Origin of the sequence: Glycomyces sp. NPDC049804, from assembly GCF_040674615.1 — a bacterium.
Classification (GTDB): Bacteria; Actinomycetota; Actinomycetes; order Mycobacteriales; family Micromonosporaceae; genus Glycomyces; species Glycomyces niveus.
The window spans coordinates 1-19,327 of the sequence record NZ_JBFAMQ010000021.1 but is presented as its reverse complement, the minus strand read 5'-3'; the positions used below and the strand labels follow the sequence as shown (position 1 = coordinate 19,327).

The 19,327-nt window shown below is 71.1% G+C and carries 18 protein-coding genes and 2 pseudogenes; 10 read left to right on the top strand and 10 right to left on the bottom strand.

The features are described 5' to 3' along the window. Window positions 1-109 precede the first annotated feature (109 nt). The 7 genes from AB0K52_RS23250 to AB0K52_RS23220 are packed head-to-tail and all read left to right on the top strand — an operon-like array spanning window position 110 to window position 7,752. Window positions 110-1,207, top strand: coding sequence for a Gfo/Idh/MocA family oxidoreductase (locus AB0K52_RS23250; protein WP_363536071.1), 1,098 nt, complete (start codon window positions 110-112; stop codon window positions 1,205-1,207). Continuing rightward, window positions 1,204-2,703 (top strand): sugar ABC transporter ATP-binding protein, encoded by a 1,500-nt coding sequence (locus AB0K52_RS23245; RefSeq protein ID WP_363536068.1) that lies wholly within the window; start codon window positions 1,204-1,206, stop codon window positions 2,701-2,703. Before AB0K52_RS23250 ends, AB0K52_RS23245 begins: the two co-directional genes overlap by 4 nt. Continuing rightward, window positions 2,700-3,716 carry an ABC transporter permease gene (locus AB0K52_RS23240; protein ID WP_363536066.1) on the top strand — a complete coding sequence of 339 codons (1,017 nt, stop codon included), beginning with the start codon at window positions 2,700-2,702 and terminating at the stop codon, window positions 3,714-3,716. Before AB0K52_RS23245 ends, AB0K52_RS23240 begins: the two co-directional genes overlap by 4 nt. Further along, window positions 3,713-4,702: an ABC transporter permease gene (locus tag AB0K52_RS23235; RefSeq protein WP_363536063.1), complete on the top strand. Its 990-nt coding sequence runs from the start codon at window positions 3,713-3,715 to the stop codon at window positions 4,700-4,702. The genes AB0K52_RS23240 and AB0K52_RS23235 overlap by 4 nt, the downstream gene beginning before the upstream one ends. Window positions 4,703-4,719: 17 nt before the next feature. Further along, on the top strand, window positions 4,720-5,916 hold the full coding sequence (locus AB0K52_RS23230) for a substrate-binding domain-containing protein (protein ID WP_363536060.1): 1,197 nt from the start codon (window positions 4,720-4,722) through the stop codon (window positions 5,914-5,916). Further along, a complete protein-coding gene (locus AB0K52_RS23225) occupies window positions 5,913-6,758 on the top strand; it encodes a sugar phosphate isomerase/epimerase (protein ID WP_363536058.1) in 846 nt (281 codons plus the stop codon). The genes AB0K52_RS23230 and AB0K52_RS23225 overlap by 4 nt, the downstream gene beginning before the upstream one ends. Then, the gene (locus AB0K52_RS23220) at window positions 6,751-7,752 is read left to right on the top strand and encodes a sugar phosphate isomerase/epimerase family protein (protein WP_363536055.1); all 1,002 of its coding nucleotides are present in this window, start codon (window positions 6,751-6,753) and stop codon (window positions 7,750-7,752) included. The genes AB0K52_RS23225 and AB0K52_RS23220 overlap by 8 nt, the downstream gene beginning before the upstream one ends. Window positions 7,753-7,791: 39 nt before the next feature. Here AB0K52_RS23220 and AB0K52_RS23215 read toward each other — a convergent pair whose 3' ends face one another. The 4 genes from AB0K52_RS23215 to AB0K52_RS23200 form a co-directional block, all read right to left on the bottom strand. Beyond that, complete coding sequence (locus tag AB0K52_RS23215) at window positions 7,792-9,159, bottom strand: permease prefix domain 1-containing protein (RefSeq protein WP_363536052.1); 1,368 nt, start codon at window positions 9,157-9,159, stop codon at window positions 7,792-7,794. 2 nt (window positions 9,160-9,161) lie between these two features. After that, a complete protein-coding gene (locus tag AB0K52_RS23210; protein ID WP_363536049.1) occupies window positions 9,162-9,530 on the bottom strand; it encodes a helix-turn-helix transcriptional regulator in 369 nt (122 codons plus the stop codon). 303 nt (window positions 9,531-9,833) lie between these two features. After that, entirely contained in the window at window positions 9,834-10,490 is a 657-nt protein-coding gene (locus AB0K52_RS23205; protein ID WP_363536157.1) for a nucleoside/nucleotide kinase family protein, read from the bottom strand. Window positions 10,491-10,505: 15 nt separating this feature from the next. Next, window positions 10,506-11,345, bottom strand: a complete 840-nt coding sequence (locus AB0K52_RS23200) for an MBL fold metallo-hydrolase (protein ID WP_363536046.1) — start codon at window positions 11,343-11,345, stop codon at window positions 10,506-10,508. 98 nt (window positions 11,346-11,443) lie between these two features. On the opposite strand from AB0K52_RS23200, the gene AB0K52_RS23195 reads away from it, so the two are divergent. Beyond that, window positions 11,444-12,298, top strand: a complete 855-nt coding sequence (locus tag AB0K52_RS23195; RefSeq protein WP_363536044.1) for an NAD(P)-dependent oxidoreductase — start codon at window positions 11,444-11,446, stop codon at window positions 12,296-12,298. 48 nt (window positions 12,299-12,346) lie between these two features. Here the strand turns inward: AB0K52_RS23195 and AB0K52_RS23190 are convergent, their stop codons facing one another. Genes AB0K52_RS23190 through AB0K52_RS23180 form a run of 3 tightly spaced genes read right to left on the bottom strand, consistent with a single transcriptional unit; the run spans window position 12,347 to window position 15,554 of the window. Further along, window positions 12,347-13,570, bottom strand: coding sequence for a hypothetical protein (locus AB0K52_RS23190; RefSeq protein WP_363536041.1), 1,224 nt, complete (start codon window positions 13,568-13,570; stop codon window positions 12,347-12,349). Window positions 13,571-13,617: 47 nt separating this feature from the next. Further along, complete coding sequence (locus AB0K52_RS23185; protein ID WP_363536039.1) at window positions 13,618-14,532, bottom strand: hypothetical protein; 915 nt, start codon at window positions 14,530-14,532, stop codon at window positions 13,618-13,620. A gap of 44 nt (window positions 14,533-14,576) precedes the next feature. After that, a complete protein-coding gene (locus tag AB0K52_RS23180; protein ID WP_363536036.1) occupies window positions 14,577-15,554 on the bottom strand; it encodes an MBL fold metallo-hydrolase in 978 nt (325 codons plus the stop codon). Between the two features lie 278 nt (window positions 15,555-15,832). On the opposite strand from AB0K52_RS23180, the gene AB0K52_RS23175 reads away from it, so the two are divergent. Beyond that, window positions 15,833-16,948, top strand: coding sequence for a hypothetical protein (locus AB0K52_RS23175; RefSeq protein WP_363536033.1), 1,116 nt, complete (start codon window positions 15,833-15,835; stop codon window positions 16,946-16,948). A gap of 233 nt (window positions 16,949-17,181) precedes the next feature. Here the strand turns inward: AB0K52_RS23175 and AB0K52_RS23170 are convergent, their stop codons facing one another. Continuing rightward, window positions 17,182-17,640 carry a hypothetical protein gene (locus AB0K52_RS23170; RefSeq protein WP_363536030.1) on the bottom strand — a complete coding sequence of 153 codons (459 nt, stop codon included), beginning with the start codon at window positions 17,638-17,640 and terminating at the stop codon, window positions 17,182-17,184. Continuing rightward, window positions 17,640-18,068 carry a hypothetical protein gene (locus AB0K52_RS23165; protein ID WP_363536028.1) on the bottom strand — a complete coding sequence of 143 codons (429 nt, stop codon included), beginning with the start codon at window positions 18,066-18,068 and terminating at the stop codon, window positions 17,640-17,642. Before AB0K52_RS23165 ends, AB0K52_RS23170 begins: the two co-directional genes overlap by 1 nt. Window positions 18,069-18,154: 86 nt before the next feature. Between AB0K52_RS23165 and AB0K52_RS23160 the strand changes: the two are divergent. Then, a pseudogene (locus tag AB0K52_RS23160) lies at window positions 18,155-18,298 on the top strand (DUF397 domain-containing protein); the annotation flags it as partial. Between the two features lie 477 nt (window positions 18,299-18,775). On the opposite strand, the pseudogene AB0K52_RS23155 reads toward AB0K52_RS23160, so the two are convergent. After that, window positions 18,776-19,327 (bottom strand): annotated as a pseudogene (locus AB0K52_RS23155) (hypothetical protein); the annotation flags it as partial.

The window sequence follows — 19,327 nt, the reverse complement described above, 5'->3', positions numbered from 1 at the left end:
CACAGGACTAGTGAACCACACGGGTTTGGACGAGGTCATGACGTAACTGTTTCATAACGCCGACAACTTTTGCTTGTGTTCTGTCATAAGTCTGTCCTACCGTCGTCATATGGCTCACGTCACGATCACCCCGCCGACCCTCTATCGGGCAGCGGTCATCGGCACCGGCTTCATGGGGCGCGTCCACGCGCGCGCCATCGCCGCCGCCGGAGGATCGGTCGCCGGGATCGCGGGGTCCACACCGGACAAGGCCCGTGAGGCCGCCGCCGACCTGCGCGCCGCCGCCGTCTTCGAGGACCCCGACGCGGCCATCGCCGCCGCCGACGTCGTCCACGTCTGCGTCCCCAACCACCTCCACGCCCCGATCGCCTTGGCCGCCATCGCCGCCGGTAAGCACGTCGTCTGCGAGAAGCCGCTCGCCACCGACGCCGCGACCGCCCTCGCCATGACCGAGGCCGCCGCCGCGGCGGGCGTCGTCGCCACGGTCCCGTTCGTCTACCGCTTCCACCCGATGGTCCGCGAGGCCCGCGCGAGGGTCGCCAGCGGACGCATCGGGCGCGTCACCCTCGCGCACGGCTCCTACCTCCAGGACTGGCTCCTGCGCCCCGACGACGACAACTGGCGCGTGGACGCCGACAAGGGCGGGGCGCTGCGCGCCTTCGGCGACATCGGGTCCCACTGGTGCGACCTGCTCGAGTTCGTCACCGGCGACCGCATCACCGCCGTCAACGCCCAGCTCGCCACCGCCAACCGCGAACGCTCCGGCCGTGAAGTCTCCACAGAGGACATCGTGACGCTGCAGTTCGCCACCGCCGCGGGCGCGGTCGGCTCCACCGTCATCAGCCAGGTCTCGGCCGGTCGCAAGAACCGGCTCCTGCTCGAGGTCTCCGGCACCGAATCCACCCTCGCCTTCGACCAGGAGCGGCCCGAGACCCTCTGGGTCGGCGGCCGCGACCAGAACGCGGTCCTCATGCGCGACCCCGACCACCTGCACCCCGACGCCGCCCGGCTCGCCCGCGTCCCCGCCGGGCACGCCCAGGGCTACCAGGACTGCTTCGACGCCTTCGTGGCCGACACCCGCGCGGCCATCGACGGCGAGGCCCCCGACGGCCTCCCGGCGTTCGCGGACGGCCTCCGCGCCGCCCGCCTCGCCGAAGCCGTCGCCGCCTCGGCCCGCACCCGCGACTGGGCGGAGGTGCCGCGATGACCGACGCGCCACTGCTCGCCATGCGCGGCATCGGCAAAGCCTTCCTCGGCGTGCCCGTCCTCGCCGGGGTCGACCTCACGGTCGGCCGCGGCGAGGTCCACGCCCTGGTGGGGGAGAACGGCGCCGGCAAGTCCACGCTCATGAAGATCCTCGCGGGCGTCCACACCCCGGACGCCGGCACCATCGAGCTGGACGGCCGCGCCGCCTCCTTCGCCCACCCCGCCGCCGCCCAGCGCGCCGGCATCGCCACCGTGTTCCAGGAGTTCAACCTCCTGCCCGAGCTCACCGTCGCCGAGAACATCCACTTGGGACGCGAACCGCGCCGCCGCGGCCGCATCGACCGCCGCGCCATGAACGGCGCCGCCGCCGCGGCCCTCGCCGACCTCGGCGTCCCCGACCTCGCCCCGACCGCGGCAGTGGGCTCGCTCTCGGTCGCGCACCAGCAGATCACCGAGATCGCGAAGGCCCTCTCCCAAGGAGCGGACCTCATCTGCATGGACGAGCCGACCGCCGCGCTCGCCGACGCCGAAGTGGCGCTGCTGTACCGGCTCGTGGAGCGGCTGCGCGAGCGCGGCGTCGCCGTCCTCTACGTTTCGCACCGGCTCCGGGAGATCTTCGACCTGTGCGAGCGGATCACGATCCTCAAGGACGGCCGCCTCGTCGACAGCGTCGCCACCGCCGACCTCACCCCCGACGAGCTGGTGACCCGCATGGTCGGGCGGCGCATCGAGGCCCAGTTCCCGCCCCCGCTGCCGGGCACCGAGCGCGGCGAGGTGCGGCTGCGGATCGACGGCGGCGGCAACGACTACGTGGACGGCATCGACCTCGAAGTGCGCGCGGGCGAGATCGTCGGCCTCGCCGGACTCCAGGGCTCGGGCCGCACCGAGATCGCCGAAGCGGTCTTCGGCATCGCCCCGTTCACCCGCGGCACCATGGCCGTCGACGGCCGACCGGTGCGGATCACGCGGCCCCGCAAGGCCATCGCCGCCGGGATCGCGCTCGTCACCGAGGACCGCAAGGCCCAGGGGCTCGCGCTGCGCCAGTCGGTGAAGGCCAACGCCCGCATGGTCCTCGACGCGAACGCCCGCGTCCACTCCCGGGAGCGCCTCGCCCGCGTCGACGGCATCCTCTCCAGCCTCGACCTCGTCGCGCGCGGCGGCGACCAGGAGGTCCAGTTCCTCTCCGGCGGCAACCAGCAGAAAGTCGTCGTCGCGAAATGGCTCGCCGCCGAACCCGGCGTCATCGTCCTCGACGAACCGACCCGCGGGATCGACGTGGGCGCCAAGCACAAGCTGTACTCGGTGATCCGCTCGCTCGCGGCCGAAGGCCTCGCGGTGCTCCTCATCGCCTCCGAGCTCATCGAGGTCATCGGCCTGGCCGACCGCATCGCGGTCCTCCACGACGGCCGCATCGCCGGGGAGCTCCCCGGCGGCGCCACCGAGCAGGAGGTCATGGCCTACGCGACCGGCAGACGTGAAGGGGCGCATCAGGAATGACCGCCTTCGCCCCTCGCCGCCTCGCCCCGCGCCGCCTTTCCACCACGGCCCTCATCTACCTCGCCCTCGCGGCGGTCCTCGCGGTCGGCGGCGCGGCCGTCGCCCTCGACGGCGGCAACCTCTTCGCCACCGCGAACCTCGTCGACATGCTCACCCGCACCAGCCTCACCGGGTTCCTCGCCATCGGCATGACCCTGGTGATCCTGTGCCGGTCCCTCGACCTCTCCGTCGGCTACGTCGCGGCCCTCTCCAGCCTGGTCGCCGCCACCACCATGGACGGGCGCGCCGCGAACGTCCCGCTCGCGGTCGGCCTGGTGCTGCTCGTCTCCGGGCTCATCGGGGCCGCGAACGGCGCGATCGTCGCCTTCCTCAAAGTCAACCCGTTCATCGCGACCCTCGGCACCGGCCTGATCCTCAAGGGCTACCTCGACACCGAGTACCAGGGCCCGGCCGGGGACGTGCCCGCCGTCTTCCAGCAGTTCGGGTACACGCGCATCGCGTTCGTGCCCGTCTCGGCGCTGGTGATGCTCGCGGTCGCCGCCGCCGCGATCTGGTTCCTGCGCTCGACGCGCACCGGCCACCACATGTACGCCGTCGGCGGCGACATCGACGTGGCCCGCATGTCCGGCATCCGCACCACCCGCGTCCTGCTCACCGCCCACGTCCTGTGCGGCATGTGCGCGGGGCTCGCGGGACTGCTGCTCGCCGCCCGGTTCGGCACCGGCTCTGCCGAGGCCTACACCAACCTGTACGAGCTCGACGCGATCGCCGCGGTCGTGCTCGGCGGCACCCTCCTCCTCGGCGGCAAGGGCGGCGTCGCCGGAACCGTCGCGGGCGTCGCGATCCTGGCCGTGCTCGACTCGGTGTTCAACGTGATGCAGATCGACCCGTTCGCCAAGGACGTGCTGCGCGGCGCCGTCATCATCACCGCCGTCGCCCTCTACGCCCGCCGCCAGCTCGACCGCACCGCCCGCAGACCCCGCTTCGCCGCGACCCCAGGGAGGCGGTCATGACGCGTTTCCGCGCCCTCGGCGCCGCCCTCCACGGCGCCGGCACCGTGTTCCTCCTGCTCGCGCTCACCTTCGCGGCCATAGCCGTCGTCAACCCCGGGTTCTTCGAGGCCCCCTCGGTCATGGCGTTCCTCAAGCAGGCCGCGCCGCTCGTCGTCCTCGCCGCCGGGCAGTACTTCGTGGTCGTCTCCGGGAACTTCGACCTCTCCGTGGGCGCGCTCGTGGGCGCGCAGGTGGTCATCGCCGCCCGGCTCATCGACGGCGTCGAGTCCCGAACGGTCCCGGTCATGCTCGTCATGCTCGCCTTCGGCATCGGCGTGGGACTCGTCAACGGCCTCGTCACCACCGTCCTCAAGGTCCAGTCGTTCATCACGACCCTCGGGATGCTCCTCGTCCTGTACGGCGCGATCCGGCTCTGGACCGGCGGCGCGCCCACCGGCGACCTCTCCGAGGCGTTCCGCACCCCCGGCCGGCTCGGCATCACCGGCGTGCCGCTCATCGGCCAGATCCCGTGGGCGCTGCTCATCATGCTCGCCGTCGGCGCGGGCGCGATCCTGCTGATGCGCACCAGGTTCGGCCGCGTCCTCATGGCCTCCGGCGACAACGAGCTCGCCGCGCGGCTCTCCGGAGCCCGCGTCGAGGCCGCCCGCACGGCCGCGTTCGTCCTCTCCGGTGTCTCCGCCACCATCGCGGGCATCCTCATCGGAGGGTTCGCGGGCGTCAGCGCCCAAGTGGGCGAAGGCCTCGAGTTCACCGTCATCACCGCCGTCGTCCTCGGCGGCGTCGCACTCGGCGGCGGGCGCGGCACCGCCCTCGCCGCCATGGCCGGGGCGCTCGCCATCGAAGCCCTGTTCACCCTGTTCAACCAGATGGCGCTGCCCGCGACGCTCCGGCCCGCGGTCCAGGGCGCCATCATCATCGCCGCCGTCGCCTACGCGGCCCGGCGGCGCATCCGACCCGCACCGCAACCTACTGCCGCTCCCTCATGAGAAGAAGGTTCCGCACCATGCAGACGACACGCCTCGCCCTCGCCGCGGCGGCCGCCCTCGGGCTGCTCCTCGCCACCGGCTGCACCACCGACACCCCCACCGAACCGGCCGACGACGCGACCACCGAAGGATCAGGCGACGAGTGGTTCGTCCAAGCCGAGTACGACGCCCAGCTCGCCCAGCGCGACATCGCGCCCGAAGGCGACCCGGCCACCCCCTGGCTGCAGGCGATCGAACCCGAATGGGTCGACACCGGCGAGTTCACCCGCGAAGGCGGCGACGCCACCGTGTGCTTCTCCAACGCCTCCGTCTCCAACCCGTGGCGCGTCACCGGCTGGATCACCATGCAGGAGCAGGTGAAGGTCCTCCAAGCGGCCGGCGAGATCGGCGAGTTCCGCACCTCCGACGCCGGCGACGACGACGACCAGCAGATCTCCGACATCCAGGCGTTCGTCGACTCCGGCGAATGCGACGCCCTCATCATCTCGCCCTCGACCACCGCCACCCTCACGCCCGCCGTCGAGACCGCCTGCGCCTCGGGGATTCCCGTGATCGTCTTCGACCGCGGCGTCAACACCGACTGCGCCACCACCTTCATCCACCCGATCGGCGGCTACGCGTACGGCGCCGACGCCGCCGAGTTCCTCGTCGACAACCTCGAACCCGGCTCGACCGTCCTCGCCCTGCGCATCCTCCCCGGCGTCGACGTCCTCGAGCACCGCTGGGCCGCCGCGCAGCAGATCTTCGGCGACTCCGAGCTCGAAGTCCTCGGCGACGAGTTCACCGGCGGCGACGCCGCCGAGATCAAGAACATCGTCACCCAGTACCTCCAGCGCGGCGACGTGGACGGCATCTGGATGGACGCCGGCGACGGCGCCGTGGCCGCCGTCGAGGCGTTCGAGGACGCCGGCAAGCCCTACCCGGTCATGGCCGGCGAGGACGAACTCTCCTTCCTGCGCAAGTGGGACGAGACCGGCATGACCGCGATCGCCCCGGTCTACTCCAACTTCCAGTGGCGCACGCCCGTCCTGGCTGCGACCATGATCCTCAGAGGCGAGCAGGTCCCGGCCGAGTGGATCCTGCCGCAGGAGCCGATCACGGAGGCTGACTTGGACGACTACCTCGCACGCAACGCCGACATGCCCTCGCTCCACTACGCCAAGTTCGGCGGCGAGGACCTGCCAGGCTTCCCCGACGCCTGGCGCGACCGTTGACGCGCGCGCTCGGCGTCAACACCTGGGTCTGGGTCTCGCCGCTCGACGACGAGGCCCTGGCCCGGCTCGCGCCCCGCGTGCGCGACTGGGGGTTCGACGCGATCGAACTCCCCGTCGAGTCGCCGGGCGACTGGGACCCGCACCGCGCCGGTGAACTCCTGCGGGAACTCGGACTCGACGCCACGGTCGTGCTCGTGATGGGACCCGGCCGCGAACTCGTGGACGCCCCGCACGCCGTCGTCGCCGAGACCCAGGAGTACCTGCGCCGCGTCGTCGACACCGCCGTCGCCGTGGGCTCCAAGGTGATCGCCGGACCCGCCTACACCTCGGTCGGCCGCGCCTGGCGCCTCCCCGACCGCGCCGCGGCCTACCGCGAACTGCGCGCCAACCTCGCACCCGTGGCCGAGTACGCCGCCGAACGCGGCGTCACCGTCGCCGTGGAACCCTTGAACCGCTACGAGACCAGCCTCATCAACACGGTCGACCAGGCACTGGACGCATTGGACGGACTGCCCGGCACCGCGCTGGCGCTGGACGTCTACCACATGAACATCGAGGAGACCGACATCCCGGCCGCGATCGTGCGCGCCGGGGACCGGATCGCGCACGTCCAGGTGTGCGCCAACGACCGGGGCGCGCCGGGCCGCGACCACCTGCCGTGGCGCGAGATCCTGCACGCGCTCGACCTCGCCGGGTACACCGGACCCCTTGTCATCGAATCGTTCACCGCGCACAATGCCACTATCGCGACGGCCGCCTCCATCTGGCGGCCGCTCGCGCCGACCCAAGACGCCCTCACCGTCGACGGACTGACCTTTCTGAGGAGTCTCACCGATGACTAGACCGATCACCCTGTTCACGGGCCAATGGGCCGACCTGCCCTTCGAGGAGGTGTGCCGCCTCGCCGCCGAGTGGGGCTACGACGGGCTCGAAGTGGCCTGCTGGGGCGACCACCTCGACGTGGTGCGCGCCGCCGAGGACGACGACTACGTCGCCGAGCGCAAGAAGCTCCTCGAATCCCACGGCCTGGGCCTCTGGGCGATCTCGAACCACCTGGTGGGCCAAGCGGTCTGCGACGACCCGATCGACGACCGCCACCGCGCGATCGTCCCGTCCCGGGTGTGGGGCGACGGCGAGCCCGAAGGGGTCCGCCGCCGCGCCGCCGAGGAGATGAAGGCGACCGCGCGCGCCGCCGCGAAGCTCGGCGTGGACACCGTCATCGGGTTCACCGGCTCGGCCGTGTGGAAGTACGTCGCCATGTTCCCGCCGGTCGCCGAGGCGGTGATCGAGGCGGGCTACGACGACTTCGCGGCGCGCTGGAACCCGATCCTCGACGTGTTCGACGAGGTCGGCGTGCGGTTCGCGCACGAGGTCCACCCCTCCGAGATCGCGTACGACTACTGGTCGACGCAGCGCGCCCTCGAGGCGGTCGGGAACCGGCCCGCGTTCGGGCTCAACTGGGACCCGAGCCACATGGTGTGGCAGGACATCGACCCGGCCGCGTTCCTGTGGGACTTCCGGGAGCGGATCTACCACGTGGACTGCAAGGACACCAGGAAGCGGCTCGACGGGCGCAACGGGCGGATGGGATCGCACCTGCCGTGGGGCGACCCGCGGCGCGGCTGGGACTTCGTCTCGACCGGGCACGGCGACGTGCCGTGGGAGGACTGCTTCCGGGTCCTCAACGCGATCGGCTACGAAGGGCCGATCTCGATCGAGTGGGAGGACGCGGGCATGGACCGCCTGCGCGGCGCGCCCGAAGCCCTCGCGTACGTGCGGGACCTGAACTTCGAGCGGCCGGCGGCGTCCTTCGACGCCGCCTTCAGCTCCGAATAGGACGAGTATCCCGGGCCGCCTCGGCGGCCCGGGATACTGCTACGCGAAGGCGAACAGCGGCGGGAAGACCAGCACGACCACCCACGCCCAAGCGGCGTACACCGGCACGTAGTCGGTCTGCCAGCGCTCGAGCCGCGCGAACCGCCCGCGCCGCCTGACGACGGCCCAGTACAGCCACGCCGACCAGGCGAGGTTGACGAACAGGACGAGGTTCTCGCCGAGCGCCGCGCTCTTGTTCGGGGTGAACCCGAACTCGGTGATGCGCCCGAGGATCGCGACGAGCACGAGCACGTCGATGAGCAGGGCCGCGACGACGAGCGCGAGCTGCATCCAGTCGAAGACCCCGGCGGGCGCGCCCGGGTCGCGGGCCGAGATCGAGTACAGGACCAGGGCGAGCACGACCACCAGGAGCAGGTCGAACAGGATGAGCATGTCGCGCTCGACGTCGATCGCGTTGGTGGTCACCGCGATCGCGACGAGCACGGCCACCAGCGTCACCGCGAACAGCGGTGTGAAGACGCGGGTGAGCACGGGCGCCATGTTCTCGATGACGCTCTGCTTGGCCTCGACCAGCCAGGCGGCGACCACGACGGCGGCCGCGCCGCCGCAGGGGAGGAGCCATTCGCTGATGAAGGTCTCCGCGTCGATCCCGATGGCGCTGAAGGTGCCCACGGTGATGCCGGTGAGCACGCCGCCGCCGAGCCCGATGAGGACGAGGTAGATGAACCACTCGCCGGTGAAGCGGATGAAGTCCATGCGGCGCTGCCCGGAGCGCCAGTCGCCCGCGGCGTAGGCGATGCCGACGACGAGCCACAGCGCGATCGGCAGGTGGATCGCGGTGAGCACTATGGACTGCGAATCGGTGTCGAACGGGTAGGCGTTCGCGGCGACGGCGCCGAGGGCGAACAGCCCGATGAGCGCGGCGGCGGTGCCGCGGCCGGTGTCCCGCCGCAGCGCGAAGTAGAGCGCGAGCGGGGCGAGCACGAGCATGCCCAGGTTGCGGACGTAGAACTCGGCGCTGTCGTCGAAGCCGAAGCCGAACAGGGCCGGGAGCTTCACGGCGAGCGCGCCGAGGGCGGCGCAGACGACCATGACGAGGAGGCCGCGACGGCGCTCGGCGGCGGCGGACGCGTCCTCGTCGGTGAGGACGAGCTGCTTCCAGAGCCGGTCGGAGTGCTCGCGGGCGAACTCGCGGGAGAGCTCGTCCATGCGGCCCATGCGCTTGACGGCGATGAGGAAGGCCTCGTCGGGGTGGAGGCCCGTGGCGGTGAGGTCGGCGACGCGCTCGCGGAGGTGGTCCTCGAGTTCGTCCACATCGGAGTCGGTGACGGCGCGGCGGCGGAGCATGTACGTCCGCCACTCGGCTATCTGCGTCTCGAGTTCGGTGTCGTTCTCGTTCTCGGTCATGTTCACCCCTCCAGTGCGGGCGCCGCGATCGGGCCGATCGATCGGGTGGCGTTCCAGATGTCTTGCAGCGCTTCGGTGACGGCGTCCCACTGCTTGCGCTGCTCGGCGAGTTCGCGGCGGCCTTCGGGGGTGATGGCGTAGTACTTGCGGCGGCGCCCGCCTTCGGGGGTGCGCCAGTGGGCCTCGACGTAGCCGAGCCGTTCGAGGCGGTGGAGGAGGGGGTAGAGCAGGCCCTCGGTCCATTCGAGGCGGCCGCCGGAGCGCTCGCTGATCTCCTTGAGGATCGCGTACCCGTAGCTCTCCTCCTCGGCGAGGATGCCGAGGACCAGGGGGGTTGCCGAGGCGGCGACCAGGTCTTTGGCGATGTGCATGAGGGGGTGCCTCCTAACCCTAGTAGTTCTATGCCTTGAGGTTCTATGCATCGTAGCGCTAGGGTTCGCTGACCGTCAACTCCGCCCGGAAACGCGAAACGTCGTCGCGTCACGTGCGACGGCGACTTCTTGTCGGACCGCTGTGGGATGGTGGTCTTTTCGCTGGTAGTGGTGAAGGTGGGAACGGGCGGGTACCCGGGGCCACCCGTACGCCCGCGCGCGAGCGCGCCGCGCAAGGCGGCGCCGCCCGCCAAGGGCCGCGCTCGGCCGCGAGGGCCGCCCGGCCGCGTCCGCGGGAGCGGCTCAGGCCTCCGGCCGGCCGATCCGCAGCCGCTCGAAATCGATGACGAGATCGGCCCGGTGCCGGGCCGCGCGGATGCGCTCGGCGTTGCGCTCGTCGACCTCGGCCACCCACGACCGCGCGTGCTCCGGCGACTTCCCGAACCGCTCGTGCCGCGCGACCAGCCGCGCGAGGCGCAGCGGCTCCGGCGTCTCGCAGTACCAGACCTCGGTGAGCGCCTTGCGCACCTCCGGCCAGGGGCCGGACTCGTCGAGCAGGTAGTTCCCCTCGGTCACCACCACCTCGGCGCTCGGCGGCACCGCGATCGACCCGGCCACCGGCTCGCCGACGCGGCGGTCGAACTCCGGCGCGTACACCGTCGAATCCGAGTGGGCCGCAATGCGTTCGAGGAGCGCCAGGTATCCGTGCCCGTCGAACGTGTCGATCGCGCCCTTCCGCGCGCGGCGGCCGAGCCGCACGAGCTCGGCGTTCGCGAGGTGGAACCCGTCCATCGGCACCTGCACCGCGCGCTCCCCGGCCGGGTCGAGCGCGTGCGCGAGCCACGCGGCGACGGTCGACTTGCCCGCCCCGGGGCAGCCGGCGATGCCGATGAGCACGCGCCCGCCTCCCGCGCGCAGGGTCCGCACGCGGTCGAGCAGGAGCTGAGGGTCGTCTGCGATGTCCACGCGCCGAACCTATCCGACCGGGAACGACACGAACGGCTCGGTCAGGTGCGAGGAGGCCACGTGCAGCCGCCCATCGGTCCGCAGCACCCGCTCCCGCGAGCGCCGTGCCTCGTCCGGGTCCATCTCATAGGCGTAGGCGAGGTCCAGGTAGAGCAGCTGGACCGCGTGCACCAGGAGATCGCCGGTGACCACCGCCGACTCGCGGCCGGAGTCGACGAGCACGCTCTGGTGCCCCGGGGTGTGGCCCGGCGTGGCGACGACCCGCGCGCCGTCGCGCAGCGGCGCGTCGCCGTCGAGGAGTCGCAGCTGCCCGGCCGCCTGGAGCGGTTCGAGGAGGGCCGCCCGCAACTCGGGGTTGAGAGCGTCGACGGCATCGGCCTCGGCCCGCTGCAACACGTACTCGGCGTTCGGGAAGAACGGGCTCCGGTCACCGCTCGGGCCGGCGCCGCCCGTGGTGACGGCCTCCTCGGTCACGACCGCCCAGCCCACGTGGTCGGTGTGGAGGTGCGTGAGCACCACGGAGTCGACCTCGGCGCGGTCGATGCCGGCCGCCGCCAAGGACTCGGGGAGCCTGCCGGGCAGGGGCGTCCAAGCGGCCAGGCTGTCGGCGGGCCCGATCCCGGCGTCCACCACCGTGATCCCCTGCGGACCGCGGATCGCGAACGCGCGGAAATTGAGGACCCAGCGGCCCGCTGCGTTGACCGAGCCGGGATCGAAGCTGTCGGCCGCCGCCCATTGCCCGGCCTCGGCCGCGGGAAACGCCGCGTCCCTCGAAGCGAACGGGAAGGTCCCCTCGCCGTCGGCGAGGGCGATGATCTCGGTCGAGCCGAGGCGGATCACAGGGGTCATGCCGCGATCCTGCCACGCCCGGACCGGCCCGTTTGCCCTGGAGTCCACTCCAGGTCGTAGGCTGCGAGCGGTAACACCGAACCAGAGGGGGCGAGGCCATGACACGCGTGGCGGTGACCGGCGGCAGCGGCAAACTCGGACGCGCCTGCGTCCGCGACCTGATCGAGCACGGCTACGAGGTCGTCAACCTCGACCGCGCGCCCTCCCCCGACGACCTGGCGCCCTGCGTCCAGATCGACCTCGCCGACTACGGCCAGGTCGCCTCCGCCCTCACCGGCGTCGACGACCGCTACGACCGCCTCGACGCCGTCGTCCACCTCGCCGCCATCCCCGCCCCGGGCCTGCGGCCCGACTCGGCGACCTTCCGCAACAACATGCTGAGCACCTACAACGTGTTCGCCGCCGCCAAGACCGCCGGCATCGACAACATCGTCTGGGCCTCGAGCGAAACCGTGCTCGGCCTCCCCTTCGAGACCCCGCCGCCCTACCTCCCCGTCGACGAGGAGTACGAGCCGCGCCCCGAATCCACCTACTCGCTCGTCAAGACCCTCGAAGAGGCCATGGTCGGCCAGTTCTGCCGCTGGAACCCCGCCCTCAAGGCGACCGGCCTGCGCTTCTCCAACGTCATGTACGTCGAGGACTACGCCGCCTTCACCGGCTTCGAGCACGACCCGGCCCTGCGCAATTGGAACCTCTGGTCGTACATCGACGCCCGCGACGGCGCGCTGGCGATCCGGCTCGGCCTCGAACGCGAAGGCACCGGCAAGGAGGTCTTCGTGATCGCCTCCCCTGACACCGTGATGTCCACGCCCACACCGGAACTCGTGCAGGCCCACTACCCCGGCCTCGAGCTCAAGCGCCCCGTCGAGGGCCACGAGACGCTGCTCTCGATCGACAAGGCCCGCCGGATCCTCGGCTACGACCCGAAGCACACCTGGCGCGACCACGTCTGAGCGGCGACGGGAGCGGGCGGGACCGCGGTCCCGCCCGCTCCCGTTCCCTCAGCCCGCGATCAGCTCCTGCGCCTTCGCGGTGTAGCCGCGGATCTCCTCCTGCCACGCGAACGTGTCGGTCTCGATCGCCGCGTACTGCTCGGCCACGATCGCGTCGTAGGTCGAGTCCGCAGTGCGGCGGTAGCCGGTCTCATCCCCGCACGCGGCGAAGGCCATCGCCATGTCGACCTCGTACGCGCGCTTGCCCTCGAAGTCGGCGGGCACGTCCCGCGGCAGGTCCGGCACCGGCGGGCGCGTGTCCGCGGCGGTCCCGCTCTCGGGCGTGAAACCGGGGTCGAACGGTTCGCCGGTGTAGAGCATCGCGGAGTAGTCCAGCATCGCGAGCCGCCCCGAGTCGTCGAACTCCCAGCCGGGGTAGCCGGCCTCGCCGATGCAGTCGAGGAAGCCGCTTTGGGAGCCGGCCGTTCGCTCCGCGTACGCGGCCTCGATCGCGTCGAGGTCCACGGACGGTTCGGCGGGCCGCCACTGCCAGGCGAGGTAGCCGCCGTCGATGTCGATCTCGACCTGCCGCGGCTCGCCGTACAGCGCCTCGATCATCTCGAGCTGGCAGCCGCCGGGCTTCGGCCCGCTCGGCGTCACGCCGTCCCCGAAGTCCAGTGAACCGTCCTCTGAGGACCCGGTGCCGTCTTCCGGCGTCCACGTCCCCTCAAGGGCCGCAGTGGCCTCCTCGCCTTGGTACGCGACGCTCCAGGCCCGCCGCTCGTCGTCGGGCAGCGACTCGAACGCCGAGTTGTCGAACTCCGGGGCGTCGTCCGTGAACGAGTCGGGGAACGTCGCCTCGTAGTAGTCCTGCGTCTCTTGGGAGTCGAACATCTCCTCGGTCTCGGCCCACCAGCCGAAGCCCCACTCCGCCGCGATGCCCGCCTCGGGCAGGAAGTCCCGGGTCGGGTAGTAGTCGACGAGCGAGAGGAGCTCGATCGGCTCGTGCTGCCCCAGTTCGCGCTGGTCGTGCACGGTGAAGCCCTGCTCCTCGAGGCAGTCGGCGATCACCCGGTCCTCGGCCGCGTCCAGCTCGTTCGTGAGCCGGATGTTCTCGTTGGCCATATCGAGCATCCCGGCCGCGTCCACCGCGTCGCCCTCCGCCTTGTCGGTCGCCTCGTCGGAGCCGCCGCCCGCATCGGTGCACGCCGCCGCGGCGGCCAGGACCCCGATCAGCGCCGCCGCGTGCCGCCAGCGCGGCGCGGGGCGGCCGTTCCGTTCTGTTCTCCGCATACGCCGGAGACGCCGCGGGCCGCGGGCGCGGTTGCCTGCGCCGCGGACTAACCGAGGCGCTTGCGCCATTCGAGGTCCGTGATCCGCAGCCGGGTCTTCGCCGAACCGTCCCAGGAGGTCCGGAACCCGTGCGCCTCGAGCGCCTCGATCACTTCGCGACCGATCGCGACGGTGTCCTCCGGAGCGTTCGACCGGGACCCGTACGCGAGGTACAGCACGCCGTCGCCCGCGGTCTCGGTGTCCTGCATGTGGAAGAAGACGTAGCCGCGGTCCTCGGGGCCGGCCTCCGCCCAGATCTCGGCCGTGCCGCAGTTCTGGCAGCACGCGAAGTGCTCGCGGGCGACGATGCCGCCGCGGCTGATCGCCGCGAACGCCTCGGTCAGCCGGTCGCAGTCCGTCACGCCCCAGTCCGCCTGCTCGGCGACGCGCTCGCGCCACATCGGCGCGAGGATCTCGCGCGCCTGCGCCTTGGTGACCGGCGGATCGGCCTCCGACATGTCCACAAGCGACTCCACCATCTCGTCGAACGACAGGTAGCCCTCGGAGAGGTACCGGGCCGCGAGCACGGTCGTCTCCGCTGCCGTCGCGGGGGCGGGCGCGGGCACGGGCTCGGGGTGCCACCACTTCGCGGGCTCCCACGGATGCGCGCCCTCCCAACCGGTCTCGTCGCGCGCCCAGGCCACGAACACCGCAGCGGCCGCCTCCACGTCGAGCGACGCCTCCATCCAGGGCTCGTCGCCGACGCGGAACGACACTTCGACGCGGCCGGAGCCCTCGTCGCCCGCCGCCTGGATGCAGTCGTGCGGCAGGTCGGGGACGCGCTGGACGACGATCCACTCGGCGGACCCGTCGTCCAGTCCGCGCACCCGGTCGGCGAGGGCGTCCGCGGTGGGGTGCGCGAAGCGCCGGTCCCGGTCGTCGTGGCCGCGGACCGGCAGCGGTGCGGCAGGGGTGTCGCTCATGCGGCCACCCTACGACGCCGCCTCCAGCGGGTGCGGCGGGCGGGTCAGACCTGGTGCCAGACGTGGAAGTCGTCGTACTTGTGGATGCCGGGGGCCCCGCCGATCTCGCGCACGGCCTCCTGCAGCGCCCGCAGCTGATCGACCCGCATCGGCAGCGCCGCCTCGTCGGGCTGGTACGTCCACCCGCGCGGGTAGTCGACGCCCGGCTGGACGGACATCTCGACGTGGCAGCCGAGCAGGTGCGAGACGGGGTGCTCGTCGCACCAGGCCACCAGTCGGTCCACAGTGGCCGCGAAGGCGTCCCAGTCCTGCACGTACAGGCGGCCGGGGTAGAAGGTGTCGCCGGTGAGCAGGAGCCGCGTCCACCGGTCGTAGAACACCGTCGCCGAGGCGTGGTGGCCCGGCCCCGGCACGACGTCGACCACGCGCCCGCCCAGGTCGAGCTCGCGCGGCGTCGCGGGCCAGTCCGCGAACCCGAAGAACGCCTTGACCGCATCGAGACCGGGACCGACCACAGTGGTGTGCGGGCGGTCCGTGAACTGCGCGTCCGCGGCCTTGTGGTCGCCGTGTCCGTGGGTGTGGGCGACGATCAGCCGGTACCCGCTCCGCGGATGCCTCGCGAGCCAGTCGTCGATGTGCGCGTCCACGATCGCGCGCAGCGGGAAGTACTCCGGTTCCGGCGTCGCCCCGGTGTCGACGAGCAGTGCCGCGTCATTGCCGAAGAGCAGGAACATGAAGGGCGCCTCGTAGTTGACCGACTTGTTCTGGCGCATGATCACCGTGTGCTCGTCGGCGTGGTGCGACTGGATCTCCGGGGCCGGATCGTGCTTGGGCGACGGCCAGCCCGCGTGCCAGTCGACCTCCAGATCCGGCACGCACCCGCCCGGACGGAACCGCACCGGTCGATGCGACATGGTCTCCTCCTCAGCGAACGCGGGCCCCGCCTGGAATGCGGCGGCCCCGGCGGCGAGCGTACTCAATGCCCCGGCGGCGAGCACGGAACGGCGGCTTGCAACGGTCACGGCGACTCCGATCGACTCCGCATCGCCGCGGGGCCGGTCCCGGCCCGCGGCTGCGGGAACCCAGTCTCACCGGCCTGGCGCCGCCGTACCTCGCCTCTCGGAATGAACTGCGCCCCAACTAGTCTCGACCAAAGTCGCAGGACGGGTCCGTCCCCGGTCGGAGCCGCGCCTCCACCCGCCTGGAACGAGGCGGCAGATTTCACCCGAACCCGGGCAACCCCGTCCCGCGGCAACGGCGTATTCCATGCGTTCCCGCCTCCCCGCAGAAAGCCAGGTCGATGCGTCGCCTCCTCATTCCCGCGCTCGCCGGAGCGCTCGTCCTCTCCGCCTGCAGCGAACCGGAGACCGAGGTCACCGAGCAGGACATCGCCGCCATCGAGGCGAGCCTCGTGAACGGCTCGACGCTGGCCTGGGAGCTGACCCAGGCCGAGACGCGGGTCGCGAGCATGTGCATGCAGGACGAGGGGTTCACGGTGCATGACACGAACCGCCTGCACGGCAGGATGATCCCGAACCGCTTCGAGGGGTTCGACGCCCCGTACGCGCGCATCCCCACGGTCGCGCAGGCCGAGAAGTTCGGCTTCGGCACCTGGGTGTGGGCGACGGACTCCGATGCGGCCCTGGCGATGCGCGAGGACGTCGACTACCTCGCCTACACCGCCGACGACATGGGATGGCTCTCGGAGGCCGAGGACGAGTCCTATGAGGAGTGGCAGGCGATGGGCGCAGAGTACCACGAGGAGTGGACCGCGGCCTTCGTCGGCGCCGAGCGCGCCGCCTATGACGCGGCCCTGTCGGAGGCGTTCGAGGAGGCCGACTCCGACGCGGAGTTCGAGGACATCGACGTCGGCTCGCAGCCGCCCTTCGGCGGCTGCGAGCTGGAGACGATCGAGATCGTCTACGGCGGACCGGTCCACCACGAGACCGAGGGCGATGAGTACTGGGCGAGGCCCGACACGGAGAGCCCGCTCACGTGGATCGGCGACGGCGAGCTGTACGCCGAGCTCTCGGCGGACTACGCCGATCAGGAGCAGGACTTCCTCGTCTGCGTCGGCGAACGCGGGCACGGCGAGTGGGAGTTCGACGATTTCGGGTGGCTGCCGACCGGGTCCTACATGGACCAGTTGTACGGCAACGACACCGGGGGCGCGGAGGGCGTGCCGCCGCTCACCGACGCGGCCGAGGACGCCGACGACCCGGTCGCCTTCGAGTTCGCCATGGCCCTCGACTTCGCGCAGTGCGCCGAAGAGGCCGGCCTGCGTGAGGGCGCCGACAAGGCGTGGGCGCGCATGAGCGTCGCGAAGGTCATCGACCGCGAGGCCGAGGTGTATGCCTGGGAGCAGCAGATCGAGGGGTACCTGGCGAACGCGCAGGAGTACCTCGCCGGCAAGTAGCCGCACCGCAGCCGATGCCGTTGCCTGCCGGTGCCGGTACTAGGCCCGTTGCGGTTGCGGTTGCGGTTGCGGTTGTGGTTGTGGTTGTGGTTGTGGTTGTGGTTGTGGTTGTGGTTGTGGTTGTGGTTGTGGTTGTGGTTGTGGTTGCGGTTGCGGTTGCCGTTGCCGTTGCGCGTTAAGGAAAGGCGATGCGAGGCAGCGCCGAGGGTAGTGGCAGGGCTCAGGTCCAGGGCTCAGATCGACTCAGGTACGCGCGGCAGGTCGGGTGCGCCGTCTATGGGTTCGACGGTGCCGACGATCGCGATCTCGCCGTCGTCGAAACGGTCGTCATCGAGCACGACTTTGCCGTGGCTGCCGTCGGCGGCGACGAGGGTCCAGCGGAACTCCTCTGCCGTCTCCGGCCCGAACAGGACCCGGCGCTTCGTTCTCGTGGCGAGCTCGACGGCCACATCGAGGAGCTCGGGTTCGCCCGCGTGTGAAGCGAACGCGTCGAAGCCGACGAACTCCGCATACGAGCCCTGCTCCGAACCGGCGGCGACCTGGGCGAGGACTGGTTCGACCACGGGAGCGGCGAAGGCGCTGCCGTCCCAGACCTCGATCTGATCGCGGGGAATCGCGAAGGCGTCGGCGACTTCTGCGGCAAGGAGGCCGAGGTCCACCGGTTCTATGAACACGATCGTGTAGTCGCGCATCAGGCCCGCTCCTGTCCCTGATTGAACACGTTTCGTGCAGTTTCCCATGTTTTATCCGTCATGTGGTGGGCGAATCGGGCGATTCGCGGGTCTCGCTCGGCCGCTTCCCGGTCTCCCTGGTGTTCCTTCAACCCTTTTAGTGCGGTGTACTCGAGCTTGTTCAGCTCTGCGAAACCCTTGCCGCGCACGGGATAGACAGTCCCCGTGGGCTTGACGCCGTACGTACGGTCGTTGATCGTGTACAAATTGTCACGCACGTATGTAGCCCGGCCGCTCCAGATCTCGGCGATGTCCGCGTCAGTGTCAACGCCGGGCAGCACGACCGTGTTCTGCTCCTTGGCCGGGCTCTTCATTTGGATCTTCCCGAGGAAGTGCCGCTTGCTGATGCCGTTCGGCGCAACTGAGGCGACCGGTCCTTTGAGCGGCAAGGGCTCCTACGCGGACGCAGTGCCCACCAGGTGGTTCCAACTCGGATTCCCGGCGCCCCCGCGAATGGCGCCCGCGCAGCGGTGGCGACAACAACTCCGAGTGCGTCGAGCTGGCCGCTTGCCCGGAAGGCGACGGGTTCCATGTCCGTGACTCCAAGCTCGGCAATGCCTCCCCGGTCTTCGACCTCACGCCCGGCGACCTGACAAGCCTTCTGGGCCACGCCCGCTGAGACCGCGTCCAACGTTCGGAGTCGGCCGTGTCGGTGCATCGACACGGCCGCTCTCTCTTGGCGCCATCAGGTAGCGCCTTCGAATGCGATTGAGAGTGCGGAACCGCAGGGCGACAACAAGGCCTCGTACAGCCCTGGCCGATTTCCGGCTGCCCGGAGCGATGGCCACGGGGTTCAATCAGGCAGCGACAACAGGGTGGCGGTTGGGCTCGGATCGCTTCCCGGCTTCCTGGCCGGGTGAGTCCGGGGTTCAACCGGGCAGCGACGACGAGGTGGCAGCAGGGCGCGGGTCGCTCTCCGGCTCTCTGGCGGGGCGTGTCCAGGGTTCAATCAGGCGGCGACAAAGAGGTCTGAGGGTTCTCGGGGCGGATCATCGGCTGCCCGGTAAGCGGTGCTTGCGGTCCAAGCGGGCAGCGACAACGAGGTCCCATTGCGCTTGGGCCGGACCTCGGCTCCCCGCCAGGAACGGGTTGCGGTTCAAGCCGGCAGCGATGGGAGGGTGTGTGGCGGGGCCGGATTCCGGCCTTGGGCATGCCGAGGGGCCCGAACCCATGTGGGTCGGGCTGCGCTGCTTGGTGTTGCCGCGCTTCCCCCAGCAGTCTGCCTGCTGGGGCAGGTTAAGAACGGTGGCGGCCCGTAGTCGACAGGGGCCGGTGCCGTCTGGTCCAGCGCTGCTTCGGCTTGGCGTGCCTGACTTGGTGCCGCGAAGCGTGCTCGGCACTTCGCCTTCGCTGCCCGCATCGCGGCAATAGCCCGATCGCGGTCAATGGCCTCGGCCATGCCGTCAAGGTCGGGCTTCATGGCCTCGGACCATTCGGTCCGGTAGAGCCCGGTGGGGAAGATGTCCCATTCGGTGCCCTGGTTCTCGGCATCCATGTCGGCATCGGTGCGCCAGTCGGAGCAGCCGCACCCGGAGTGCTCCTCGGGGGCGCTTGCGAGGCCGTGGCCGTCGTGGCCGTCGTGGTGGGTGATGACCGCTTGTCCGGGGCCGGTCTTCTCCACGCTCCAGCCCGCAGTGTGGATGCGGCC